This window comes from Alkaliphilus pronyensis (assembly GCF_009017275.1).
GTDB lineage: Bacteria > Bacillota > Clostridia > Peptostreptococcales > Natronincolaceae > Alkaliphilus_C > Alkaliphilus_C pronyensis.
On the sequence record NZ_WBZC01000004.1, the window covers coordinates 36059 to 62800 of the forward strand.

The window sequence follows — 26742 nt, forward strand, 5'->3', positions numbered from 1 at the left end:
ACTAGGACCTCCTCAAATTTGAAACAATTTTTTTAAAGTGTTTTCCTCTCTCCTCGAAATTTGGATACATATCCCAGCTGGCACAGGCTGGAGACAATAATACAGTATCTCCCTCCACTGCAATTTCGTAAGCAGCATTTACAGCTTCATCCAAATCCCTTACTCTTGTGCAGTTGTGAAATCCATTATTCCTAGCTGTATTTTGAAACTTTTCTGCGGTTTCTCCATATACTATCAATTCCTTAACCTTACCCTTAAAGGAGCTTATAAATTCTGTAAAGTCGCTGCCTTTATCCATACCACCAGCTAATAAAATTATTGGTGCATTAATGGCCTCTATAGCTTTAATTGAAGCATCTGGATTAGTTCCCTTAGAGTCATTAACAAAATTTATTCCATTGATTGTGTCGAAAAGCTCGGTTCTATGCTCTACTCCTTTAAACTCCCTGAGGGTTTTAGCTATAATTTCTGTATCAACCCCCATTAAATAGGCCATAGCTGTTGCAGCTAAAGCGTTTTCTAGGTTATGGCTACCTGGTATTTTTATCTCATTTATAGAAATAACATTAGTTTTTTTGTTATTAAATGATATTACAATGTTAGAATCTTCTACATAGATACCCTCCTTCAGCTGTTGTTTTCTACTGAAGTAAACCTTCTGGGCTGTTAAGCTATCACTATGGAGCCTACATATTTCATCATCATAGTTGATGATAGCGTAGTCTTCTGGGGTTTGGTTTTTGAAAATATTGAACTTCGCTTCTCTATAGTTTTCCATAGTCTTGTGTCTGTTTAAGTGATCGGGGGTTAAATTCAATATTGCAGCTACCTTTGGATGAAAATCTACAATGCTTTCAAGCTGAAAGCTGCTAACCTCCATAACCATTGGTTCTCCTAACTTAGTTTCTAATGCCTTAGATATTGCAGGTACTCCAATATTTCCCACCACATAAGTTTTTGATCCTGTATTCTCAAAAATGGCTCCAGTTAATGCTGTAGTTGTAGTTTTACCATTTGTTCCTGTAATTGCAATAATATTTGCCTTAGAAAGACGATAGGATAACTCAATTTCTCCAATAACTTCTATGTGTTGATTTTTTAGTTGCTGAATAAAAGGAATATCTAGCGGTACTCCTGGTGATACAACAGCCAAATCTATCTGTTTAAGATCACTTAAATCATCGGGGTGTCTTTCTAATATATATTCTATATTTAAATCCTTAAGCTCTTCAATTGCATCTTTTAAAGCTTCTCTAGGCTTTAAATCATTTACTATTATTTTACCACCAAGCTGAGATAATACTTTTACCAATGGAATACCTGTTATGGCTAAACCCACAACAAGAATGTTTTTATCCTTCAGATTCATATCTACACCTACTTTCTTAGCTCAAGGCTATCATACCTACTAAACATAAAATAACTGTCGTAATCCAGAAAACAACCACAACCTTAGTCTCTGCCCAGCCACTTAGCTCATAATGATGATGAAGTGGACTCATTTTAAATATACGTTTACCAGTTAGCTTATATGAAGCTACTTGTAAAATAACTGATACTGCCTCTGCAAAATAAATACCCCCTATAATCGGTATTAATAAAGATATGTTCATTAATATTGCAACTGATACAACAGCTCCCCCCAATGCTAAAGAGCCTGTGTCCCCCATAAAAACCTGCGCTGGATGAGAATTAAATTTTAAGAATCCTAGACAGGCACCAGTTACAGCAGCTGAAAACACCGCAAGGCTAGTATATCCATAGTCTATGGCAACTAAGCTTAAGAATGCGGTAATAATTAAAGTAACTCCAGCAGCTAAGCCATCCAGTCCGTCGCTTAGATTTGCACTATTAACCGTAGACAATACCACAAATATAATAAAAGGAATATATAAAAGGCCAATATCTAAGTACTGTGGTATTACTATATTGCCAATATTAAAGCTACCCTGTACAAAGGGGACAATGATTTTAGTACCCATAACAGATACGTTTGATTGGTATATTGCTAGCATTATTGCTACTATAGTTTGAAGAATAATTTTTTGGTATGCCCTTAAGCCTAAGGATCTTTTTAGTATCACCTTTATAAAGTCATCTATGAATCCTATAATTCCAAAGGCTATGGTGGCACTAAGGGCAACTAACATATCTGTATTCATTAAGCCTGAGGTTAAAGATGTTACTATAATTGAAATAATAATTATTAGTCCACCTATTGTTGGAGTCCCACTTTTTTGCCTATGACTTTTAGGGCCCTCCTCCCTTATCATCTGTCCAACCTTTAGCTTTTTTAAGTAGGGTATAATTAATGGACCTAAAATTAAGGTTATAATGAATCCAATAATTATAGTGTAAACTACCTGTTTATGCTGAATCATAAAAAACTAGCTCCTCTCTTGTAAAAAAGTAATAATTTCCTCCATCTGCATCCCTCTGGAGCCTTTAATCAGTATAATATCGTCAGCTTGAATTAATGCTGACAGCTTTTCATATGCTTCTTTATTGCTATTTACTATATAGGTATCTATATTACTGTTTCCCTTAATTACTTCTTTAGCAATCCAAGCAGCATCTTTTCCTACAGTAATTAACATGTTAGCCTTTGATTTAGCTAAATAGCTACCTACTATTCTATGTCCTTCCTCTGAAAATTTACCCATCTCCAGCATATTACCAAGTACTGCTATTCTTCGCCCGCCCTTTAAATTCGACACAACATCAATGGCCGCCTTCATTGAATCTGGATTAGCATTATATGCATCATTAATAATTCTATAATTATTAATTTCTATTATTTCCATTCTCATTTTGGTTGGCGAATAATCATTAAAGGCCTTTTGTATTTCACTAGGTGAAACACCATAATGCTTGCCAATCCAAATAGCCGCCAACCCATTATACACATTATGTATACCGTATTGAGGTAAGTTAAATATGTAGTTTTCCCCTTCAAAGGCTATTGTTATATTGTAGCCATTATCCTGATTGACTTCTATTGGATAAAAATCATTATCCTTAGAAAGACCGAAAAAAACCTTCTCATAGGGGGTATCTATTCCTTTTAAATTTTGTAAATACTCATCATCTCCATTTACAAGTAAATAGTTACCCTCATTCATATATTCTGTTATCTCCATTTTTGCCTTCATTATATTAGCTTTGCTTCCCAAGTGTTCTATGTGAGACATTCCAATATTAGTTATCACACCTATTTCAGGCTTTACAATCTTTACAAGATTGGATATTTCCCCTAAAGCTGACATACCCATTTCCAATACTGCAAACTGGTGGTGCTCTTCTAAATTAAAAAGTGTTAATGGTAATCCTATATGATTGTTAAAGTTTCCTATAGTCTTTAATACTGAAAATTTACTACTTAATACAGAGGCAATCATATCTTTGGTGGAGGTCTTTCCTGTACTGCCGGTTACTCCTATAAATGGAATTTTAAACTTGTCTCTAAAATATTTACTGAGGTTACTTAATGCAGTAGGTGTATCTTTTACTTGTATAAGGTAAAAATCTTCATATTCTTTAGTATCAATAGCTTTCCCTCCTTCAACAAGGGCACCAGATGCTCCTCTTTTCTGGGCCTCTTTAATAAAGGTATGTCCATCAAATCTTTCTCCCACCAATGGTACAAAAAGCATATCTTTTTCAATAGCTCGAGTATCTGTTGATACTCCTTTTGCAGTTTCTGTTTTACCATAGGAAATAATACTTCCATTGCAAGCCTTACATATTTCCTCGTAGGTTAATGTCATCATAGGCGACCTTCCTCTCTTGCCACTTCAATTGCAACAAGTCTATCATCAAAAACTATAACCTTATCCATAATCACCTGAGTTATTTCATGTCCTTTACCAGCGATTAAAACTATATCTCCTTTGTTTGCCTCTTTTATTGCGTATCTAATGGCCTCTTTTCTATCCTCTATTATTATATAATTCCCTTTTGTCGATTTTATTCCTTCTTCAATCATAGATAATATAATATTTGGATCTTCAGAACGTGGATTGTCTGAGGTTAATATGGTAAAATCACTGTATTCTCCTGAAATTTCACCCATTATGGGTCTTTTAGATTGATCTCTATCTCCACCACAGCCAAATACAGTTATTATTCTATTGGCGGTAAATTCTCTTGTGGATTTAAGAAGATTTTCTAGTGCATCTGGTGTGTGGGCATAATCAACAATTACTGAAAACTGTTGGATTTCAGGTACAACCTCGAATCGCCCTGGTACTCCTGAAAACTCATTTAATCCCCTTTTAATTACCTCTGCTGGTATTTGCAAGCAGTAACAGCAGGTTATAGCTGCCAAAGCATTATACACTGCAAACATAGCAGGGATAGGAAGCTTAATATCAATGTCAAAATCCATAGGCCCCACTACTTTAAAGGATACCTCTTTGCTGGTAAATTTAATACTACTTGCAGTAAAATCTGATTTTTGTGTTGTACCATATGTGAAAATACAAGTCTTTAAATCCTTTAAATCTTCAACTATTTCTTTTCCTACCTTATCATCAATATTTATAACGTTGCATAATGAGGTTTTATAAAACAGCTTTTTCTTTGCATTTTTATAATTCTCTAGGTTATCATGGAAGTCTAAATGATCCGGTGTTAAATTTGTGAAAATCCCCACTTTAAAGTTTACACCTTCTACTCTTCCTAGCTCTAGGGAGTGGGAGGATACCTCCATAACACAGCTATCAATTTTTTCTTCAACCATTCTATTTAATAAGTATTGAAGATCAAAGGCTTCTGGAGTTGTTCTAACTGCATCAATTTTAACTTTATCAATCCATGTTGCTATAGTTCCTACTAACCCAGCTTTTTTGCCAGCCTCTTCTAGTATCTTTTTTATCATATATGTAACGGAGGTTTTTCCATTGGTACCTGTAACACCAATTAAATCTAAATATAGGCTTGGTTTATTAAAGAATTTATTGGCAATGAATGCCATTGCATTTCTAGTATCCTCCACCTGTACAACCGTAGCACCTTCTATATTAACATCTTGTGAAGCTAAAATTGCTACAGCACCCTTTTTTAATGCTTCTTGTATGTATAGGTGCCCATCGGTTTTAAATCCCTTTATACATACGAATAATCCTCCAGGTTGAATTTGTCTTGAATCGTAATGAAGGTTATTAATTTCTATATCTGTATTACCCTCCAGTTTTTTAACTTCAAGCTGTTCTATAAGTTTATTCAACCTCATAGGTTATACCCCCTTCTACTTCTATTATTAACTATTGGTAAACTTTTTAAAAGGCAACTTAAAATTAATGATAGCCATTAATTTTAGTTGCCCATTTTATTATAAAACTATTATACAGTTATTTCTAGTATTAAATTTTAATTGGGCTTAAATTCAACACTAATAATTGTTCCCTGTTGTACCTCCTCATTAGCTTCTGGATATTGACTTGTGACTACTCCACTACCACTTATTTTTAACCTTAAGCCTAATGCGTTAGCTATTCTATTAACTTCACCAATGGTTTTACCTGATAAGTTAGGCATAAATACAACAGCATCACCTATATCATCCTTTGTATATAGTAGAACTGTGGAGTTTTCTTGAACTTTAGCCCCAGGCTTAGGAAACATATCAACTATAACAGCTGTATCTTCATTTTGAAACTCTGTTTCAAAATTATACTTTAGTTTACTTTCTGTCAATAGCTTTTTTGCTTCCTTTACTGTTAGTTGTCTTATCTCTGGCACAATAACATCTGCTTTAATAAGCTCCTCTGCTTCTTCATCCGTATACTTAGGTCTTATTTCTAAATACCGCAGACTTTCTTCCAATATCTCTCCCGCAATTGGAGCAGCAGTAATACTTCCAAAATGACTTAATCCGTTGGGTTCATCTACAATTACTAAAACTGCAAGTCTTGGATCATCAGTAGGTGCCACCCCAATAAAGGATGCAACATAGTAGCCGGGTGCATATTTACCATCAATAACCTTTTGAGCTGTTCCCGTTTTCCCACCTACAGAATATCCAGGTATGTAAGCCGCCTTTCCTGAGCCCTCTGAAACTACAGATTCCATTATATCAAGCATTTCCCTAGATGTTTTTTGTGATATAACCTGCCTTACTATTGTTTCCTCAAATCTATGAACAATATTCCCTTCATGATCTACAAGCTCTTTAACTATTCTTGGCTTCATTAAGGTACCGTTATTGGCAATTGCCGATACTGCAGTTATCAACTGGATTGGTGTAACTGAAATACTCTGACCAAATGACATTGTTGCCAATTCAACTGGACCAACCTGTGGCAGCTGGTACATAATGGATTTTCTTTCACCAGGCAAATCCACTCCAGTTATATCTTTAAAGCCAAAGGCATCTATATAGGAATAAAAGGTTTTAGACCCTAGCTTTTCTCCTAGTTGAACAAATACTGTGTTACATGAATTTTGAACTGCTTCTTCAAGGGTTTGGTCTCCATGGGGATTATAATGTCTCCAGCATTTAAGTATTCTACCAGCTACATTGATGGTTCCAGAAGAATAGAAATGACTTTCTGGGGTTGCAATTCCTTCCTCCAACACAGCAGCAGTGGTAATAAGCTTAAAGGTAGAGCCTGGTTCATAGGTATCATTTGTCATGGGATTTCTCCACATACTATACCATATTTCCAGCTTTTCATTATCTGGTAGCTCCTCTAAATGAAGTCTTAATTCTTCATCAAGGGGCTCTCTAGACTTGTTGGGATCATAGTCTGGCTTTGCAGCCATTGCTAGTATATCACCTGTTTTAACATCCATTACTATTGTAGTAACTCGTTTAGCTTTATTTATTTCCAACGCATTTTGAATAGCCTTTTCTGTAAAGTGTTGAATTACTTCGTCAATTGTTAAAACCACACTTAGTCCATCCTCTGGTGGATAATACCTTTCAACACTAAAGGCCAATTGTCTACCTTCTCCATCAGTGCTTTTTATCCACCTTCCAGGTATGCCGCTTAGATACTTGTCATATTCCATTTCTATACCTGCTATACCTCTATTATCTACATTTGTATGCCCCAAAACATAAGAAGCGAAATTTCCATAGGGATAATGTCGCATATTATCTTCTCCTATGTAAACTCCCTTCAATTTTTCTTGTCTAATTTTATCTACTAAATCATCATCTATCCAATATGCTATTTTTACTGTACTATATTTTTTATCTATTTTTTTTATAAGGTCATTGGTGTCTAGCTCCAAAATATTGGCTAGTTTTGAGGCTGTAGCTTCAACATCCTCAACCTCTCTAGGTCTTACGTATATGGTGCTGGTGCTGGCACTAATAACTAGCTCTTTTCCGTTTCTATCGTAAATAACCCCTCTTTTAGCAGGTATAGGTATATCTCTTGTCTGCTGTCTATTTGCTAATTCCTTGTACTTCTCTCCATTTACTATTTGAATCCACCCTAGCCTAATTATTAAACCAAATATAGCTAGAGAGGTAATAGCAAACATGAACATTAGCCTTCTTTTGCTGGATATTGATGGTTGAGACAAGATAGCTACCTCCTTTAAATATTTAAAAGTGCAACAAATTTACTTATAGTTCTTGATAGAAATCCATCCTTATCTGGGCCTGTTGATTCTTTATCATTCATGTTATTATTTAACTCATTAGTTAATAATGAAACCTTAGTAGAGTTAACCGAAAAATAGTAGGTGTTTTCAGGGAGGGGATATACCATTCCTAATCTACCCTCAGCCTCTGCTTCTATCCATCTGGATTTAGATAGCTTCTCCAGCTCTACTTTAAGCTTATCTCTATTTGCTTCTACTTCCTCCAATTGCTTATTTAAGCTTAGAATTTCATGCTTTAACTCTGTAGTTGAGGCATAGCCGACAACAACCACAAGTCCCAGCATTAAAAGGCATGAGATACTACAGGCCGTTGCAACCTTAAGAAGCCTAAATTTGTTCTTCTTTTGCTTTTTAGGTCTTTTAATTTGGTGATTATGTTGTTTTTCTTCAGTTACATGGGGAAGATAATCTTTTCTTACTACTTCCAAATTTATTCACCCCTTCTACTTTTTAGACCTACTATACCTTAGATGCTACTCTCAATTTAGCACTCCTTGCCCTCGGGTTTATTTCTATTTCTTCATCTGTTGGAAGAATTGGTTTTCTTGTCACAATATTTAATACCTTGACTTTACTACATCTACATATGGGAAATTGAGGGGGACATACACAGGATTGATTAAGCTCTTTAAAGGTGTTTTTTACTATTCTATCCTCCAGCGAGTGGAAGGTAATTACACAAATTCTTCCCCCTACCTCTAATAATTCAGCTGCCCCTCTAATAGTTTCTTCTATTATCTCTAGTTCACGATTCACTTCAATTCTTATTGCTTGAAATGTTCGTTTTGCTGGATGTGGACCTTCCCTTCTTGCACCAGCTGGAATAGCCATTTTTATGATTTCCACCAGCTCTCCTGTTGTGGTAATATCCCTTTCCTCTCTATGTTTAACTATAAAGCTAGCAATTCTTTTAGCCCATTTTTCTTCACCATAATCCTTAATGATTCTTTCTAGGTCTTCCTCTTTATAGGTGTTTACAATTATTTCAGCATTTAGAGGATTCCTATTATCCATTCTCATATCTAAAGGAGCGTCCTTCATATAGGAGAAGCCACGGTCCACCTCATCTAATTGATGGGATGAGACTCCTAAATCTAATAAAATACCATTTATTTTAGCTATGCCTAAATCCCTTAGTATTTCTTTAATATTTGAAAAGTTGTCTCTTACCAGCCTAACTCTGTCTTTATAGGCTGTTAATCTCTCTCTAGCTGCTATATGTGCATTTTCATCTTGATCTATACCAATAAATAGACCTTCTTCATTCAGTTTTTTTACTATTTCAATAGAATGACCAGCTCCACCCATGGTTCCATCAACATATATACCATCTGGCTTGATACTTAAATTCTCTATTGATTCATTAAGCAGTACAGATAAATGTTCAAAACTCATATTATCACCTTCATAGTTATATTCCTAGCTCCGCCATTTTTGATGCGATTTCATCGTAGCTTAAGTTTGCATCGCTATTATATTGCTGCCATTGTTCTTGACTCCATATTTCAATTCTTGTACCTACTCCAATTAAAACTGTTTCTTTTTCAAGCTTGGCATGCTCCCTTATATTATTAGGAATTCTTATTCTTCCCTGATTATCCAGTTCACATTCAGATGCACCCGATAGAAAAAATCTTACAAAGGCTCTAGCATCTTTATTTGTTAGTGGTAATTGCTTTAGCTTATTTTCTAATATCCTCCACTCCTCCATAGGATAAATAAATAAGCAGTTGTCTAACCCTTTTGTGACAATAAAATGCTCCCCCAATTCTTCTCTGAATTTGGAGGGAATGCTTATTCTACCTTTAACATCTATTGTGTGATTATATTCACCTATAAACATTTTCATCCCACCTTAGGGGTTTTCATACCACTTCATACCACTTTTCACCACTTTTTTAGTATTTCTATCTCTAATCTAAAATTCCTGCTTAATTTTGAAAGAAATTTACATTTTTATTTTTTTAGTACTAAAGTGCTATAGTCTGCATTATAAAAACCGCCTGTGTTAAACAGACGGTTTACAAAAAAATGATATATTATTATAATAGTACTTAAATTTTAATATCTCCTATTAGTAATCTCTTTTCTTTAGCTGACTTGCTAAAAATAATGCTCCAGTTATTAATACTAGACTTATTACTTGGGCTGTCCTTAAAGGTCCTATCATTAAGCTGTCTATCCTTAAGCCTTCTATAAAAAATCGTGCTATTGAATATAATATTATGTATAGTATAAATATTTGCCCTGTATATTTTTTCTTTTTCGTATAATAAAGTAGAAAAAGAAATACTCCAAAATTCCATAAGGACTCATACAAAAATGTGGGATGTACCATATCACCGTTTACTTCAATGGCCCAGGGTAAATCTGTAGGTCTACCATAGGCCTCTTGATTTATATAGTTTCCCCATCTACCAATAGCCTGCCCCAATATAATGCTTGGTGCACAAATATCGGCTAATCTCCAAAAGCCATAGCCTTTATACCGACAATATAAATAACCTACCAATACTCCAGCAATTACACCACCATGTATAGCTAGGCCTCCTTGCCTAAAATTCAATATATATTGTGGATATTGAGAATAAAAGTCCCACTTGAAAATAACATAATATAGACGGGCTCCAATTAAAGCTGCTGGTACAGCCAATAAAGCTATATCTATAATAACATCCTCATGTAGTCCTTCTTTTTTTGCCCTTATAGTTGCAACAATAACTCCCAATAGCATTCCAGTCGCAATTATTATTCCATACCATCCAATCTCAAGTCCAAAAACTTCAAAGGCTATGGGGTCCATAATAATACCTCTCTTCTAATAAACTTCAGTTGCTGTTTCCAGCAACTGATATTTTTTATTATATGTAATGAAGCTTTAGTTGTCAATGTTACTAGACCTATCCAACGGTTTAATAATTGATAGCACCTGTCGTTCCTCATTAAAATGATTTTTCAGCTGCTGTTGTACTTCTTCAAACCTTACGGCTTTAAGTATATTTATATAATCTAAAAAGTTTAAATTTTTGAAGTGATAGCTAGCAAATGTATTGCCAACATACTCTATAGAGTTATAATGGCTTATGTTTTCTCCAATTTGCTTCCTCTTTACTCTAATAAAATCCTCTTCCTTTAGACCATTCTTTTTCAAGCTTAATATCCATTTGTTAATTGTTTCTTTAACCCTTTGAGGATCCTTTGACTCTCCACTGATAATACTATGTCCATAATCAGGTTCACAAACATAGTCTGCATAAAAGCTTTGGTCAATTAATCCCTCATTGTATAGACCTTGATATAGATCCGTAGCCTTATGGAAAATCATATCCAATAATATTTTTAACATGGCCTCTTCCTTAAGTAGACTAATTTGATTTTCTTCTGCTGCCTTTGGTATTCTCTTGTAGCCTAAATAAAACATAGGAGTAGAAACATATAGGTTATCTTCAATATATTGATTTTTAACATGACTAGGCTCGTCAGGATAGTATCTAACTAGCTTTGCTGGTTCCATTGGTTTTTCATCATCAAAGAATTCTTCTACTCTGCTAAAAACCTCTTCCTTTTTTAAATCACCAGACACTAATAATATCATATTAGATGGATGATAGAAGGTGTTAAAGCATTTATATAAGTCCTCCTTAGTTGTTTTACCTATACTTTCCACAGTTCCTGCTATATCCTTTCTTACAGGGTGTTGATGATACATAGCCTTTAAAAAGTTAAAGATGACCCTCCATTGAGGATTATCTTGATACATTTTTATTTCCTGTGTTATTATTCCTTTTTCCTTCTCTACATTTTCATCTGTGAAATAGGGCTGTTGAACAAACTCAATTAGATTCTTTAGGTTTTCATAAAAATTGTCTGTAGAGGTAAAGTAGTATGCAGTTATATTAAAATTGGTGTATGCGTTAACATTGGCACCTAATGGAGCAAATCTGTCAAAGGCATTACCATTTGGCTCTTCAAAAAGCTTATGCTCTAAAAAGTGAGCTATACCTTCTGGAACCTCGATTACTTCTTTATCGTGTAGCTTTTTAAACTTTAAATCATTTGAGCCAAATTTAGTTGCAAAAATTGCATATTGCTTGCTATAACCCTTCTTTGGCATAAAGAAAACCTCTAATCCATTATTAAGCCTTTTGTTATATATTGATTCATTTACAGCCTCTCCTCTAATTTCCGTATAATCCATTAGCTATTACCTCCTTTACCAGAGCCCTTTAAAAAATATATAGTATCTAATTGTATTTTTTCTGAAACTGCTACAACTTCATCTATATCTGTGGCATTTATTTTTTTGATTAACTCATCAGGGGTTATAATGTGATTTCCAACTATTTGACTATAGGTGTATTCTGCCATTGCAGCTGGGCTATCACCTAAAGCTTGTATTGCAGTAATTAAGGCTTTTTTACCATTAATCAACTCATTTTCTGTTATGTTTCCCTTTTTTATTTCCTCTAGTTGTTGTTGAATAACCTGCTTAGTTTCATCGGCCTTATCTACCTCTATACCACTACTTATTAGCATTAGGGATTTAAATTTTTCTATTTTGGAGTAAACATAATAGCAAAGACTTCTTTCTTCTCTAACCTTTGTAAACAGCTTAGAATGGGGTCCTCCACCCAGAATGCTTGAATATAGCATTAAGGCTGGATATAGAGTATCCTTATAGGATATATTCGTTCTATATCCTAATGAGAGCTTCCCTTGGTTTATTTCCATTTCCTCATTAACCTCATATACGGAGCCTTGTCTACTTATTAATTTGTCATCTTCAATAGCAATAACATTGCTCTGCTGAAGCTTAAGGCTATCAATCATATATTTTTTTACATGTTCATGGGGTATGCTGCCTACAACTACAATATCTATGGGACTGGTGAGAATCGCATTTTTATAGTGGTTAAAAAGATTTTTTTCGTTTATTGCTTCAATATCCTTTAACAATCCATGCTCATATAATCTAAAATTTTCATTGCGGCACATCTCCTCAATACATCTCTCATATGAGTATCTATTTTTATCATTTAATCTACCTTTAATTTTGTTCTCAAGGTTTACCTTTTCCTGTTTAACATATTCAGCCTTAAAGCCACTTTCTTCAACTAAGGGTTCAAAGAGTAGCTCATTAAGAAGCTCCATAGATTCCTTCAAAAGGTCTCCATCATCAATATATTTTAATCCAACAGTGTTTAAGGAATATAAGGTAATGTGCCTTTCCCCCTTTTTACCAACATCTGCGCCTAAGCTAGAGCCATATAAATAATCTAGCTTCTTAGCTATTTTTTGAGAGGTGTCATAATTTTTCGATCCCCTTTGTAGTACCTTTGGTAGCAAGGCATTAAAGGTCACCTCCTGTGGTAATAGTGGCCGCTTAAAATATATATTTATTAAATTAGTCTTGAATTTGTCGGTGTTAATAGTATGTATATTTAAGCCATTATTCATTTTATCACTGACGATATCCAACATATAGTAGCCTCCCTCTTGATTTTTTAGTATGATAAAACATTTTGTTATATTATTCCCAACTGTCAATAATAATAACAATTAGTTTATATTTGCATATCAAGAAGCTTAATTCTTTTAAATAGCTCATTGTATATTCCATTTTGATACTGCCACCCTGTAATATAATGGATATCAACCTCTTTGGGTGTTTCAATATCCTTTAAAATACCTTCAATCTTCCTTTTATAGTTGATGTCTTCGTATAAGGAAGCAGCTTGAAATACGTATATTTCCTTAACAGCGTGTGCCATAAGGGCTTCCATTTCATTTATAATCAGTCCCCTATGTAAATAGCAATCCTTTATATGCCTACTGTTATATCCCTCTTGAACTAATAAGTCCTTTATCTTCTCTCTAAATAATATACCCTGCTTCACATAGTTATTGCTTTCCTTACCCTCTTCATATTCCTCTCCTATTATTAATATACCAGCTTTACTTCGCTGGGACTTTTCAATAAATCCATTTAGCCAGCTAATGCATTCAGTTGCTAGCTCATCACTGTCCCATAAAGCATTGGTACTCTTTACAGCTATCTTATATTGCATTGGATTTATTTTTTGTACATGATCATTTATTTCTTTGAGATTATGGGCTTCTGTTAGAATTATTGGACACACCAGTATCTCACCATTTCCATCAGACATTGCTTTTATTAAGACCTCATTAAAGTATGGTTTTTGGTTTAGGAAGCTATTGTAAAAGGTAAATCTATTATAGAAAGAATTGCTTAAGGAATGCTTTAGCTCCGTATAAAAGCTGTTGTTACTACTGCTACTATACCCTTCATAGTTAAGCTTAGCTACAAATAGCTTAAAGGGGAGAGTTAGGATTTTAATCCCCTTTGAAGCCTCCAGCTGATTCCTTAGTACAACTGGTAGCTGATAGGTAGCTGGTTCTCCCTCATGTACCAAGATTACAGCTTTATTTGTGTTTCCAATATGATTTTTAGCTATATATCTGTTAACTTCACTTTTGTACTGGAAAAAATAAAGAATACAAATGAATAAAAGGTATCCTGATATTACTCCTATAGCAATTCTCTTTATTTTTAACCTATATCCAGATCTATTATCCTTTAAAAAAATAAATGCTAAAGCAGAAGTAAGTACCCATATTATTCTTTCCAAAATTCCATTTGTTACTAAACCTATACAGAATCCCATAGTAATAAGTAAAGCCAATAATAAAACCATTTTATTCCCTCCAGGCTTAACCTCTTAATTTCCTTAATAAATATGATAAAAAACTCAATAAAATGAATAAAAGATGGACACAAATCCATCTTTATTCATTTTTAGTTATCTATTTAATTAGGCTCTGGAGTCATTCTTCTAACTAATTCTTCTATTTCTCTTCCAAATCCACTTAAAGGACGTCCTCTTGCAGTCTCAGAGGCTATGTTTTCTATTCTTTCAATAATGTCTGGGTCTGCAGAAACTGATACTTCATCAATTTCTCTATCGGTTCTTTTCACAACATCCTCAATCTTTTTTTTCATTTCTGAGTTCATTTCACCCATCGTTTCCTCTGTTAGGTTTACACCTACAAGGGCTGTATTTTCTGTGATAACAACTGTAGCACTTCTTACCTCTTCGAGCTTTACTACCTCATTAACAATTCTATCTGCTCTAATATTTAAGTCCTGCATTTCCTCTCCTGGCTGCATATTCATTGGTGAGTTTCTGTCGTTCATTTCTTGATTGGGTTCAACTCTTCTTGTCTCAGGAGCTGGTCTTTCAGCGGGACTACACCCAGCCAAGGCAATTGCTATTACCATAATTATGGTTGCTAAAAATATAAATCTGTTTTTCTTCATTTTATCACCTCCTGTACTTATTTTATCTCCTACTGTAATTTTTATTTAAATAAGTTTTTACCAAAAAAAACTATGATTAGCATATGCTAAAGTCAAATATTTTTTTCTTTAATGATAAAAATAAGGATAATATGTTAAGTTACTATAAATGAATGTGTATTTATTGCCAACAACCATTGAATAGGATATAATTTTACTTGTGTGTATTTAATCCATGTACTTAGAAAGGACGAGTTTAATGAAATTAGGTATTGTTGGTTTGCCAAATGTAGGTAAAAGCACATTGTTTAACGCTATTACTGAAGCAGGTGCAGAATCTGCTAATTATCCATTTTGTACTATAGAACCAAATATTGGTGTTGTAGCTGTTCCTGACAATCGTTTATCTGTGTTGGATGAAATGTATAAATCAGAAAAGGTTATACCTGCAAATATTGAGTTTTACGATATAGCAGGTCTTGTTAGGGGTGCAAGCAAGGGAGAAGGCTTAGGTAACAAGTTTCTTTCACATATACGTGAGGTGGAGGCTATTTTACATGTTGTAAGATGCTTTGAAGACTCTGATATTACCCATGTTGATGGAGATGTAAATCCTTTAAGGGACATAGAGACTATTGACCTTGAGCTAATTTTTTCCGACCTTGAAATTATTGAAAAAAGAATTTTAAAAACTGAAAAGCTTATTAAATCAGATAAGTCATTAATTGGGGAGCTAGAACTATTAAAAACCATAAAAAAAACCTTAGAAGAAGGAAAAACAATTAGAACCCTTAGTTTAACTGATGAGGAAGTAAAAATGGTTAAGGGTTTTAATCTGTTATCTTCAAAACCAACTATATATGTAGGAAATGTTTCAGAAGAGGATGTTAAGGATTATGGTGAAAATAATATATATGTTAAAGAACTAAAGGAACATGCTTTAAAGGAAAATGCAGAGGTTGTTGTTATATGTGCAAAAATTGAGGCTGAGATCGCTGAGCTAGAGGAGGAGGAAAAGGAATTATTCTTAACTGAGCTTGGATTAAATGAATCTGGCTTAGACCGCCTTATTAAAGCATCCTATTCTTTATTAGGCTTAATTAGCTATTTAACTGCTGGCCCAAAGGAGGTACGAGCCTGGACAATAAAAAATGGCTTAAAGGCTCCACAGGCGGCTGGAAAAATACATTCAGATTTTGAAAGAGGCTTTATTAGAGCTGAGGTTATTGCATTTAATGACCTTGTAGCCTGCGGAAGCCATTCTGCTGCTAAGGAAAAAGGTTTAGTTCGTTTAGAGGGAAAGGATTATATAGTCAAAGATGGAGATGTTATTTTGTTTAGATTTAATGTGTAAAAAAAGGCAATGGTCAATAAAAGACCATTGCTTTTTTTTAATAAACAGATGCGTACAGTTCTAATGAATCAGCCGTTACAATTACATACTCACCCACTGGTAATCCTTTACCCTGAACCTCTAGCTGTATAATGCTATCACCAAATCGAAGGTCTGAGATTCCATCCTTATACTCCTTTTCAAGAATACCAATAATATAGGTAATATCGTTGTCTTGGAATATTCTAAAATCCTTTTCTTTACATGTTTTTATCGTTGTCCCCCATTTTAATATTTCTGTAATATCATATTCAATATTATATTTATTACCTTTTACAGGATCATTATTTCCATTCCAAACTCCTTTGCCGCAGCCATACTGGGTATTAAATTCTATTACTGTGTCCATACTATTGAAATTAACATCATTAATTAAAACTTCCACTTTAACACCTCCTCCTTTTATATTTTCTAAATAATATTTAATTGTAAATTACAGTTGTTGAATTAAAAACCCAGCTTATAACGTAATCAATACGTTTTTTTGCTGGGTGTTTTATTGCCAAATATTATTATTTATGAAATCTTAATAACCACCATCTACATGATCAATACCCTTAACTATATTAACAGAAGCGCTACAGCCTAATCTTGATGCCCCAGCTTTAATCATAGAAATAGCAGTCTTATAGTCACGTATTCCACCAGAAGCCTTTACCTCCATTTCTGCCCCCACTGTATCCTTCATTAATCTGACATCTTCTACAGTTGCTCCACCTGTACTGAATCCAGTTGAGGTTTTAACAAAATCTGCACCAGCTTTTTTTGCTAATTGGCAAGCTATTATTTTTTCTTCATCTGTTAATAAAGCTGTTTCAATTATTACCTTCACTATAGCTGAACCATTGGCAGCATTTACAACTGCCTCAATATCCCTTTGTACATAGCCATAGTCTTTATCCTTTAACGCTCCAATGTTTATAACCATGTCTATTTCATTGGCCCCATTAGAAATCGCTTCCTTTGTTTCATATGCTTTTACCTCCGAGGTTGTAGCTCCTAAGGGAAAGCCTACAACAGCAGTAACCTTTATATCAGAACTCCTTAAATTATCTGCTACTATTCCTACATTTGCTGCATTTACGCAAACAGAAAAGAATCCATAGGCTTTCGCATCATTACAATACTGTAATATTTCCTCTTTCTTAACATCAGGTTTTAAAACTGTATGATCAATATATTTTCCAATATTCATATAATAATTCTCCTTTATTCAAGCATTAATTCAACTAAATCACCATTTCTAACAGCAGCAGCGTTGCCTTCGTCTACATCTACATGCATTTCAAGGGCATATGTAGGATGTATCCTAACTAAAACATTTTCAAAAACCACTGCTCTTTCTCCAAATGTTCTAATCTTCACTACCTGCCTATCAGTAACGCCAAAGGCTTCTGCATCGGAGGTATGCATATGTATATGTCTTGAGGCGATTATTACCCCTTCCTCTAAATCAACCTCTCCTTTTGGTCCTACAATTTTAACACCTGGGCTATTCTTAAGATTTCCTGAATCCCTTACTGGTGGCCTTATACCTAAAATAAAGCTATCACTTAAAGAGATTTCTATTTGTGTATTACTTCTAGCAGGTCCCAACACTCTTACCCCTTTTATTGTACCCTTTGGTCCTACTAGGTCTACCTTTTCTACAGCTGCAAATTGACCTGGTTGCGAAAGATATTTAAAGCTCTCAAGCTCATATCCTTCACGAAATAAAGTTTCTATATCTTTTTTACTTAAGTGAAGATGTCTGTTGGATAAAGCAATAGGCAACATTTTTTCACTCATACTATTACCTCCTCATATGTAATCATCAATACTATAGCCTCCACTATAGTTCAATAATATTGTATACAATCTATATTATACTTTTTTTTATACTATAAATCAAATGTTCCATACAAACAGATACAGGATAAAGCTATGTTTTTTTATCTGATGCTTGTGGCATTTTTCAGTGACTTAAGGAGGGGTAATGTTTGTGACAATGCTTAGACTATTCATTATAAAGCTGGTTGAACAAGGAATAATTATCTGTTTCTTTTTCTTTACTGTTTAATACCCTCGATATAACTGTTATTGCTGTTAAGCCCATAGATAAACCTGCTACAGTCATATAGTATAGGGAGAAGGGTGTATAGAAAGCCCCTAAAATCAAAAATACACTTAATAGAAAATAGCTTTTCGATTTATTTTTTGCCAAAAGTGCATTTTTATATTTTCTCCAACCTGCCCTTCTTCTTGATATTGTATTCTCTATTATCTCATCTATTTCTTCATCTGTAGGAAACATATTACTATTTTCAATAAGCTTAAGTAGCTGTTCTTTTTTTATTAGTAAAACTCTATATTTTTTACTTAACAGGTTTGCAAAGTCCCAAGAATCCTTAGTAAAATCTGAGGTTGTTATTAAAACATTTTTCTTTATTTTCATTTTTTTTAGCAAGCTTAAGGTCTCCTTTATTTCCTTCATCTCGACAAAGTCTTCATTTTTGTAGGCATAAAAGGATACTAATATAGCTTCATTTTTATATGTTGCTTCATGTATTATTATGTTGTTATTTTTATATATTTCCTTTAAATTCATGAATCCAAGCTTTTTATATAGCTGCTCTACAAACTCCCTTAGCTCATCTATAGTTTTGTTTAATATATCCTTATAGACCTTTTTGCATGCAATATCAAATCGCTTCTGACCTTTTAAGTATTCTAGCTTTTTATTTCTAATTGTTAGTGATATATAATGTCCTACAGATATTACTATTACTGTTACAGCAAGTGAAGCTAATAGGCTATATAAATATGTATTAATTAATAAAAAGAAAATCATAAAAAAGGCGATTCTTATTAAAGAAAAGTCGATTATTTTAGCACCATCGCTTCTGGTATCTTCCTTTGAGCTCATATAAAATGCTTTAAATCTTTTACTATTTGATCTACTGCTTTTATAGCCTTTAGCCTTTGTCATAAGCAGCTGTAAATAGTTTGTAATTTTACTCATTGCTTATCTCCTCCATTGAAAAAATAACCCTACATCAAAGGCAAGGTTATAATAATTATTGTTAATCCATTTCCTCGATGGCATTAATTAAGTAATCAACACCTATTTCATCGAGATTTATCATTTTTACATACTTATTATTATCTGTTATTTTTAGTTCTCCCGTCATATTATGGGCTAAATAGTCTTTGTTATTAAAGGAGTAAACTATAGCATCTATAGGCTTTTCTGAATTATCTACAGAAGTAATGCTATAGCCAGCCTCCCTTAACAGCTTAGCTGCATCATGTAGCCCTTCCTGTATTGCTATAACTTTTTTCATGTAAACCTACCTCCCAGTTTTATCTCAGCGGTGTTACTAATACTCCCGCTTCTTAAGCGGGATATAAGTGCCACCAAGCTTCGAAATAAGCGGAACTAGAGTACAGGTGGAGTACAAGCTCCATCTGAACTAAGTTTTCTTTATTTTTAGCATTTTATCGAATAAAATACACCCCCATTTTAATGGAGGTGTATCTACTATCCCATTGCTCTTTCTAGCTTGTCTAAATGTTGAAGTGGAAAGTGCTTTAATAGCTCCTTAAACTCATCAACTGTTAAGCCTTGAGTTGTTGTATAAATTTCTATCTTTCCATCTACGTCTGCCTGTATAAACCGTTGCTTAATTTCCTGAAAGTTAGTTGTACTCATTCAATAACCCTCCTTGAATAGTCTTTAATAATAGTATGGAAAAAAAACATTGTTACTATTCAAGTATTTATTTATTATTGATAAGCTTCTTCTTTTAGAACTGCAATGTATGGAAGGTTTCTATACCTTTCTGCATAGTCTATACCGTATCCTACTATAAACTTATCTGGAATATTAAAGCCTATATAATCTAAGCTAATATTACATTTTCTTCTCTCAGGCTTATCGAGAAGGGCACATATTTTTAAGCTTTCCAGCTTCCTAGACATCAGATTTTCTGTTAAGTACTTTAATGTTAAGCCTGTGTCTACTATATCCTCAACGATGATAACATGCTTACCCTCTATATCAGTGTCTAAATCCTTAATTATTCTAACTACACCAGAGCTTTCGGTAGATTGTCCATAGCTTGAAACAGCCATGAAATCTACATATACAGGGATATTTACTTCTCTTATTAAATCACCTAAAAAAACATTAGCCCCCTTTAAAACCCCTACAACTAAAATTTCGTTTTTATCTTTATAGTCCTTCGTTATTTGCATTCCAATTTCTTTAACCTTTTTTGCTATTTCATCTTTAGTAAACAGTATTTCTTCTACATCCTTTTTCATAACATCACCCCTAGTAGTATTTTACAATCTAATTATAGCATATGTAAGTAATATTATGAATATTATTTTACTTATTTAGTATATAATACGTTATAGCATGAACTATTTTTATTTTACTTTTGGAAATTAACATATTTTAAGTCTGATTCTATGTTGATATATAATTATCAAAAACATTTATTTATATTGATATTATATCATTTATATTTTGTTACATTTATGATATAATTATATTACTAATATTTAATAAATAAAAATAAGGGCTTAATCGCCCTTATTTAATAAAAACTATACTGTTGCTTCCTTTAGATTATTAGTAAAATGACAAGCAACAAAACGATCATTTCCAATATCCTCTAGTTCAGGTGTCTTTTCATTGCATATTGGTTGACGGTAACGACATCTTCCATAAAAACGACAACCTTCTGGTGGATTTATTGGACTCGGTACATCTCCTTCAAGTATAATACGTTCACGCTTAACTTCTATACTTGGAACAGGAATAGCTGATAATAGAGCTTGAGTATATGGATGCTTCGGCTCTTTAAACATTGATTTATAATCTGAAAGCTCAACAATTTTACCGAGGTACATTACAGCTATACGGTCACTCACATGCTTAACAACACTTAAGTCATGAGAGATAAACAGATATGTTAAACTAAATTCTTTTTGTAAATCATCCATAAGATTTAATATCTGTGCCTGAATCGATACATCTAATGCTGAAACAGGTTCGTCTTGAACAATAAACTTAGGCTTTAATGCTAATGCTCTTGCAATACCTATTCTCTGTCTTCTTCCACCATCTAACTCATGGGGATAGGTATTAACCAATCTTTCTGCAAGTCCAACAGTATCCATAAGCTCAGCAACTCTTTTTGACATATCAATTTTATCTTTATATATTTTATTAACACGTAATGGCTCTGCAATGATTTCCGAAACGCTCATTCTAGGATTTAAAGAAGCAAATGGGTCCTGAAATACTATTTGCATTTCTTTACGCATTTCCCGCATTTCATCCTTACTAAATTGTAATATATCCTTATCCTCAAAGATTATTTCACCACCAGTTGCCTCTAGTAAACGTAGAACAACCCTTCCTGTGGTTGATTTACCACATCCTGATTCACCCACTAGGCCCAATGTTTCACCTTTATTTATAAAAAAGTTTACATCATCAACTGCGTGTAGTAATCCTTTTTTTGTACTGAAGTATTTCTTTAGGTTTCTAACCTCCAATAATCTTTCCTGCATTAATCTCACCTCCAATAATATTATTTGACATTCTCTTCAAATAACAAGCACTTAACGAAATGTCCAGGTTCAATCTCTGTGTTTTTTGGCTTTCTTTCTGAGCATACATCCATTGCTTTAGGACATCTTGGATGGAAGGGACATCCTGAAGGAATATTTGTAGGATCTGGCATAAGTCCTTTTATTGGGTTTAAGCGTTCTTCATCTTCCTCAGCATTTGGAATAGATCCAAACAATCCAATAGTATAAGGATGCCTTGGTTCAGTATATAATCTCTTCTTATCTGTATACTCTATAACATTACCTGCATACATAATAGCAACTTTATCGCAAACCTCAGCTACTACCCCTAAATCATGGGTAATAAGAAGCATAGAGGTATTAAATTCATCCTTTAAATGCTTCATCAAATCTAAAACCTGTGCTTGTATAGTAACATCCAGAGCAGTTGTAGGTTCATCTGCAATCAATAGTGTAGGGTTACAAGCTAAAGCTATGGCAATTACAACCCTTTGTCTCATACCACCACTAAATTGATGTGGATACTCTTTATGTCTATCTGCTGGAATACCAACCTTCTCAAGCATTTCCTTTGCCCTTTCAATAGCTTGAGCAGCGTTAACTTTTTGGTGAAGCTTTACTACCTCTGCAATTTGCTCACCAACAGTCATTACTGGATTTAATGATGTCATAGGATCTTGGAATATCATAGATATTTTATTACCCCTAATCTTTCTTAGCTCTGCAGGGGATTTAGTAATAAGATTTTCACCTTCAAAATATATTTCACCATTAACAATTTTTCCTGGTGGATTTGGTACCAGCTGCATAATGCCTAATGCTGTAGTGGTTTTGCCTGCACCTGTCTCACCAACAAGTCCTAGGGTTTCTCCTTTACCTATTTCTAGGTTCATATCTTCAACGGCCCTAACTGTTCCTTCACCTTCAACTATATAATGAATTGACAAGTCTTTTATTTCAATAAGATTTTTATTGTTTTCCATTTAATATCACACTCCTCTCCTACTAGAATTAGCTCTTTAGTCTAGGATCAAGTGCATCTCTTAATCCGTCACCTAGAAGGTTTAAGCCGAAAATAGTGATCATTATGGCTAAACCAGGGAAAGTTGCTATATGGGGGTAGTCTCTAAGATAATGTCTAGCATTAGAAAGCATTGCACCCCATTCTGGAGTAGGTGGTTGTATACCTAGTCCAAGAAAGCTTAAGCCTGCAGCCGATAATATTGCATTAGCTACTCCAAGGGTTGCTTGGACGATTATTGGAGCCATTGAGTTTGGAATAATATGCTTAGTTATAATTCTAAAATCGTTAGCACCAACTGCTCTAGCAGCTTCAATAAACTCTTGATCTCTTAAGGATAAGACCGAAGCCCTTACGATACGGGCATAGGAGGGGATTGATCCGATACCAACGGCAATCATAACATTTCTTAGACCTGGTCCTAGTGTAGCAACAATAGCTATAGCAAGTAATATTCCTGGTATTGCCAGTAGAATATCTATACAACGCATTATTACGTTATCTAGCTTACCTCCATAATAACCAGCAATAGCCCCTAATGTTCCCCCTAAAATGGCTGCTATACCAACAGCTATAAAACCAACCTGTAATGAAATTCTTGATCCATATATTATTCTACTAAATATATCTCGACCAAAGTTGTCTGTTCCTAATAAGTGTTTACTATTTGGGGTTTGTAATCTATCAACAAGGCTTTGTTCATCATAACCATAGGGTGCAATTACATCTGCAAATATAGCTGAGAGAATCAGTATTAATATAATTAACAGACCAACCATAGCGGCCTTATTTTTCTTCATTCTTCTCCAAACTTCTCTCCAAGGGCCACGCTTCTTTTTAGTACCATTAGAGGCCACCTGTGACTGAGGGTTTTGAGAAGCAGTCTTCACATTAGACATAGCTTTACCTCCTTTTCAACATTTTTGATTAATTATTTGTATTGGGATTTAATTCTTGGATCTACGAAGGCATATAAAATATCTACACATAGATTTACAATACTAAAGGTTACTGCTATAAATAAAACTCCACCCATAACGATAGGTAAATCTCTTCTAAGAACAGCTTCTACCATTAGTCTACCTACTCCTGGAATTGCAAAGATTGTTTCAGTTAGTATTGCTCCTCCAAGTAAATAACCAAATTGAAGTCCCACAACAGTAATTACTGGTATAAGTGCATTTTTAAGGGCATGCTGATTAATGATTTTAGATTCAACCTGTCCCTTTGCTCTAGCAGTACGAATATAGTCTTGACGGATAACCTCAAGCATACTAGAACGCGTCATACGGGTCACAATTGCACAGGAGGCTGTACCGATTGTAACAGCAGGTAACACCCAATGCATTGGTGTGCTAAACCCCGAGGATGGGAACCATCCTAAATAAACTGAAAATACCAGCATAGTCATTAATCCTTGCCAGAAGTTTGGCATAGATACACCAATTAGGGCAAGTACCATTGCCACATTATCAAATATTGAGTATTGCTTAGTAGCAGATATTATTCCTGTAGGTATACCTATAGCTACAGAAACTAAAACACCAAGTGCTGCTAGCTTTAGTGTAGCAGGGAATCGTGTTGTTATTTCTCCAACAACTGGTCTATTCGATGTGTAGGAACGACCTATATCTTGATGAATAACTGCATTTTTAACGTAACGTCCAAACTGAATAAGAAATGGATCATCTAAACCTAGCTCTTCTCTAAGTCTTATTACATCTGCTTCTGGAGCTGTTTCTCCAAGCATGATTCTTGCTGGATCTCCAGGGGTAAAGTACATCATTGTAAATATTATAAAGGTTACCCCCATCATAACAGGAATCAATAGGAGAAGACGTCGAAATATATATCTGTGCATTTAATATCCTCCTTCCTAGTAGTACAATACTTTAATTTAATATAGGGTCATAGTTTTATGACCCTATATTAATTAATAATTGAAAATTTTTATTAAAACTAGATTTACTTATAGATATTATTCGAAGTAAACACCGTGTAATGAGTGATGACCTGCTGGATGTTGTGTAAAGCCTTTAACATTCTTTTGAACACCAGCTAAGTTTTCACCTATCCATGTAAATACCCATGGAGCTTCGTCACGAATGATTTCTTGTGCTTCTAAATAGTATTCTTCTCTCTTTGAAGGATCTGTTTCAACACGAGCTGCATCTAATAGCTCATCTACTCTGTCATTAGACCAGAATGTTCTGTTTCCACCAGTTCCGAATTGAGATGAATGGAATAATGCATATAATCCATAATCTGGGTCACCAGTTACTGTTACCCAACCAAGGATAAACATGTCATGCTCTCCAGCAGCTGTTCCTTCTAGATAAGCACCCCACTCCATAACCTTAACTTCTGTGTTAATGTTGATGGCTTTTAACTGATTTTGAACTATTTCAGCGATATCCATTCTTTGTTGGTTTTCATTGGTCCAGATAGTAGTATCGAAACCATCAGCATAGCCTGCATCTGCCATTAATTCTTTAGCTTTTTCAACATTGAAGCCATATTCTTCTAAACCTTGATGCCCTGCAAATACGTTTGGTCCTAATGGCCCCTTAGCAGGTGCTCCTACACCTTGGTATACAGCTTCAATTATAGAAGCCATATCAATAGCATAGTTAATAGCTTGACGTACTCTTACATCGTCATAAGGCTTTTTCTGAGCATTGAAACCAATGTAGCTAGTTGAGAATGAAGGAGCTCTTTGAAGAACTAAATCACTGTTTTCTTCAACTCTGCTTACGTCTGTTGGAGGAATGTCATAAGCAATATCAATTCCACCAGTTTCAAGTTCAATTGTTCTAGTTGTATTTTCAGCTATGTTTCTAAAAGTAACTTTCTTTAGTTTAGCTGGCTCTCCATGATACTCATCAAATTTAACTAATTCGATTGAATCTCCAATTACCCAATTGTTAAACTTGAATGGTCCTGTACCAACTGGATTTTGACCATAATCTTCGCCACCCTCTGTAACAGCTTTTTCATTCATGATAGCCATTGCAGTATGGGCTAAATGAGCTAATAGTGGAGCAAATGGTTCTTTAGTAGAAAGTCTAATTGTGTAATCATCAATAACTTCTATTTTTTCACCATCTATTTGTCCAACTATATGACCAATATGGCTAGAGTCTAAAGCTCTTAAGATAGTGAACTTAACATCACTAGCTTTAAGCTCTTCTCCGTTATGGAACTTAACGCCTTGCTTTAACTTGAATTCAACGGTTGTATCATCAATAGATTCCCATGATTCAGCTAAGCTTGGTTCAATTTCCATGTTCTCATTTTGAGCAACAAGTGTTTCATAGATTTGCTTGCTTACTCTTGAAGACGGTTGATCATTTGTTGAGTGTGGGTCTAATGTTACTGCATCAGCACCTTGTCCAACGATTAATTCTTCTTTTACAGTTACTTCATCTGCTGGTTCATTAGTGTCATCAGTACCTGGAGTAGCTGTGTCGTCAGCAGGTTGACTACAGCCAACAGCAAATAGAGCAAACACTAAAACCATGCTCAATAAAACTAATAGCTTTTTGTTCTTGAACATTATTTTTCCCCCTTTTATTTTTATATCTTTGCCTTTTCGGCAAAAATCTTTAAACGATCTGATGTTTATAATGCTTATATAATACTTACATACAAAACGACCTAATCGTTTAAATTATATGAATATTATATAATCAGTTATGAATATGTTCAATAGAAATTGTAACATTTTAAATTTATTTAATAATTTAGTCTATTAATAGACTTATTAAATAGCCTAATATCTAGCCAATTATCCAGCAACCAGTCTTT

General features: G+C 34.1%; 26 protein-coding genes. 1 reads left to right on the plus strand and 25 read right to left on the minus strand.

The genetic code is table 11. From position 1 onward, the window contains the following. Position 1: 1 nt before the first annotated feature. The 13 genes from murD to F8154_RS01535 all read right to left on the minus strand — a co-directional run bounded on the left by murD (position 2) and on the right by F8154_RS01535 (position 14956). A complete protein-coding gene (gene murD / locus F8154_RS01475; protein ID WP_151859818.1) occupies positions 2–1369 on the minus strand; it encodes a UDP-N-acetylmuramoyl-L-alanine--D-glutamate ligase in 1368 nt (455 codons plus the stop codon). A 16-nt stretch (positions 1370–1385) separates the two neighbouring features. After that, complete coding sequence (gene mraY / locus F8154_RS01480) at positions 1386–2381, minus strand: phospho-N-acetylmuramoyl-pentapeptide-transferase (RefSeq protein ID WP_151859819.1); 996 nt, start codon at positions 2379–2381, stop codon at positions 1386–1388. Positions 2382–2387: 6 nt separating this feature from the next. Continuing rightward, the gene (locus F8154_RS01485; RefSeq protein ID WP_151859820.1) at positions 2388–3770 is read right to left on the minus strand and encodes a UDP-N-acetylmuramoyl-tripeptide--D-alanyl-D-alanine ligase; all 1383 of its coding nucleotides are present in this window, start codon (positions 3768–3770) and stop codon (positions 2388–2390) included. Then, entirely contained in the window at positions 3767–5233 is a 1467-nt protein-coding gene (locus F8154_RS01490; protein ID WP_151859821.1) for a UDP-N-acetylmuramoyl-L-alanyl-D-glutamate--2,6-diaminopimelate ligase, read from the minus strand. The genes F8154_RS01485 and F8154_RS01490 overlap by 4 nt, the downstream gene beginning before the upstream one ends. A gap of 137 nt (positions 5234–5370) precedes the next feature. Then, complete coding sequence (locus tag F8154_RS01495) at positions 5371–7536, minus strand: stage V sporulation protein D (protein WP_151859822.1); 2166 nt, start codon at positions 7534–7536, stop codon at positions 5371–5373. Positions 7537–7550: 14 nt separating this feature from the next. Continuing rightward, positions 7551–8045, minus strand: coding sequence for a septum formation initiator family protein (locus F8154_RS01500; RefSeq protein WP_151859823.1), 495 nt, complete (start codon positions 8043–8045; stop codon positions 7551–7553). Between the two features lie 31 nt (positions 8046–8076). Then, positions 8077–9012, minus strand: a complete 936-nt coding sequence (rsmH, locus tag F8154_RS01505) for a 16S rRNA (cytosine(1402)-N(4))-methyltransferase RsmH (RefSeq protein WP_151859824.1) — start codon at positions 9010–9012, stop codon at positions 8077–8079. A gap of 16 nt (positions 9013–9028) precedes the next feature. Further along, positions 9029–9460, minus strand: coding sequence for a division/cell wall cluster transcriptional repressor MraZ (gene mraZ / locus F8154_RS01510; RefSeq protein WP_151859825.1), 432 nt, complete (start codon positions 9458–9460; stop codon positions 9029–9031). Positions 9461–9691: 231 nt separating this feature from the next. Beyond that, the gene (gene lgt, locus F8154_RS01515; RefSeq protein WP_151859826.1) at positions 9692–10420 is read right to left on the minus strand and encodes a prolipoprotein diacylglyceryl transferase; all 729 of its coding nucleotides are present in this window, start codon (positions 10418–10420) and stop codon (positions 9692–9694) included. A 75-nt stretch (positions 10421–10495) separates the two neighbouring features. Next, the gene (gene yfmH / locus F8154_RS01520; RefSeq protein ID WP_151859827.1) at positions 10496–11815 is read right to left on the minus strand and encodes an EF-P 5-aminopentanol modification-associated protein YfmH; all 1320 of its coding nucleotides are present in this window, start codon (positions 11813–11815) and stop codon (positions 10496–10498) included. Continuing rightward, positions 11815–13098, minus strand: coding sequence for an EF-P 5-aminopentanol modification-associated protein YfmF (gene yfmF / locus F8154_RS01525; protein WP_151859828.1), 1284 nt, complete (start codon positions 13096–13098; stop codon positions 11815–11817). The genes yfmH and yfmF overlap by 1 nt, the downstream gene beginning before the upstream one ends. Before the next feature lie 83 nt (positions 13099–13181). After that, positions 13182–14333: a hypothetical protein gene (locus F8154_RS01530; protein WP_151859829.1), complete on the minus strand. Its 1152-nt coding sequence runs from the start codon at positions 14331–14333 to the stop codon at positions 13182–13184. A 113-nt stretch (positions 14334–14446) separates the two neighbouring features. After that, positions 14447–14956, minus strand: coding sequence for a YhcN/YlaJ family sporulation lipoprotein (locus F8154_RS01535; protein ID WP_151859830.1), 510 nt, complete (start codon positions 14954–14956; stop codon positions 14447–14449). 238 nt (positions 14957–15194) lie between these two features. Between F8154_RS01535 and ychF the strand changes: the two genes are divergently transcribed. Further along, on the plus strand, positions 15195–16289 hold the full coding sequence (gene ychF, locus F8154_RS01540; protein ID WP_151859831.1) for a redox-regulated ATPase YchF: 1095 nt from the start codon (positions 15195–15197) through the stop codon (positions 16287–16289). Positions 16290–16326: 37 nt separating this feature from the next. Here ychF and F8154_RS01545 read toward each other — a convergent pair whose 3' ends face one another. From F8154_RS01545 to F8154_RS01595, 12 genes are all read right to left on the minus strand, one after another. Beyond that, positions 16327–16713, minus strand: a complete 387-nt coding sequence (locus F8154_RS01545; protein WP_151859832.1) for a hypothetical protein — start codon at positions 16711–16713, stop codon at positions 16327–16329. A 141-nt stretch (positions 16714–16854) separates the two neighbouring features. Next, the gene (gene deoC / locus F8154_RS01550; RefSeq protein ID WP_151859833.1) at positions 16855–17523 is read right to left on the minus strand and encodes a deoxyribose-phosphate aldolase; all 669 of its coding nucleotides are present in this window, start codon (positions 17521–17523) and stop codon (positions 16855–16857) included. A 14-nt stretch (positions 17524–17537) separates the two neighbouring features. Next, positions 17538–18116 carry a phosphate propanoyltransferase gene (gene pduL / locus F8154_RS01555; protein ID WP_151859834.1) on the minus strand — a complete coding sequence of 193 codons (579 nt, stop codon included), beginning with the start codon at positions 18114–18116 and terminating at the stop codon, positions 17538–17540. Positions 18117–18324: 208 nt separating this feature from the next. After that, a complete protein-coding gene (locus tag F8154_RS01560) occupies positions 18325–19329 on the minus strand; it encodes a restriction endonuclease (protein ID WP_151859835.1) in 1005 nt (334 codons plus the stop codon). Between the two features lie 61 nt (positions 19330–19390). After that, complete coding sequence (locus tag F8154_RS01565; protein WP_151859836.1) at positions 19391–19651, minus strand: YkuS family protein; 261 nt, start codon at positions 19649–19651, stop codon at positions 19391–19393. A 197-nt stretch (positions 19652–19848) separates the two neighbouring features. Beyond that, positions 19849–20019 (minus strand): hypothetical protein, encoded by a 171-nt coding sequence (locus tag F8154_RS14960; protein ID WP_192930107.1) that lies wholly within the window; start codon positions 20017–20019, stop codon positions 19849–19851. Between the two features lie 74 nt (positions 20020–20093). Continuing rightward, entirely contained in the window at positions 20094–20633 is a 540-nt protein-coding gene (gene hpt, locus F8154_RS01570) for a hypoxanthine phosphoribosyltransferase (RefSeq protein WP_151859837.1), read from the minus strand. A gap of 288 nt (positions 20634–20921) precedes the next feature. Then, positions 20922–21893, minus strand: coding sequence for an ABC transporter ATP-binding protein (locus F8154_RS01575; protein ID WP_151859838.1), 972 nt, complete (start codon positions 21891–21893; stop codon positions 20922–20924). 20 nt (positions 21894–21913) lie between these two features. Continuing rightward, complete coding sequence (locus tag F8154_RS01580) at positions 21914–22897, minus strand: ABC transporter ATP-binding protein (protein ID WP_151859839.1); 984 nt, start codon at positions 22895–22897, stop codon at positions 21914–21916. A 28-nt stretch (positions 22898–22925) separates the two neighbouring features. Continuing rightward, complete coding sequence (nikC, locus tag F8154_RS01585) at positions 22926–23834, minus strand: nickel transporter permease (RefSeq protein WP_151859840.1); 909 nt, start codon at positions 23832–23834, stop codon at positions 22926–22928. Between the two features lie 32 nt (positions 23835–23866). Beyond that, a complete protein-coding gene (locus F8154_RS01590) occupies positions 23867–24796 on the minus strand; it encodes an ABC transporter permease (protein WP_151859841.1) in 930 nt (309 codons plus the stop codon). Between the two features lie 117 nt (positions 24797–24913). Beyond that, the gene (locus F8154_RS01595) at positions 24914–26491 is read right to left on the minus strand and encodes a glutathione ABC transporter substrate-binding protein (RefSeq protein ID WP_151859842.1); all 1578 of its coding nucleotides are present in this window, start codon (positions 26489–26491) and stop codon (positions 24914–24916) included. Positions 26492–26742 lie beyond the last annotated feature (251 nt).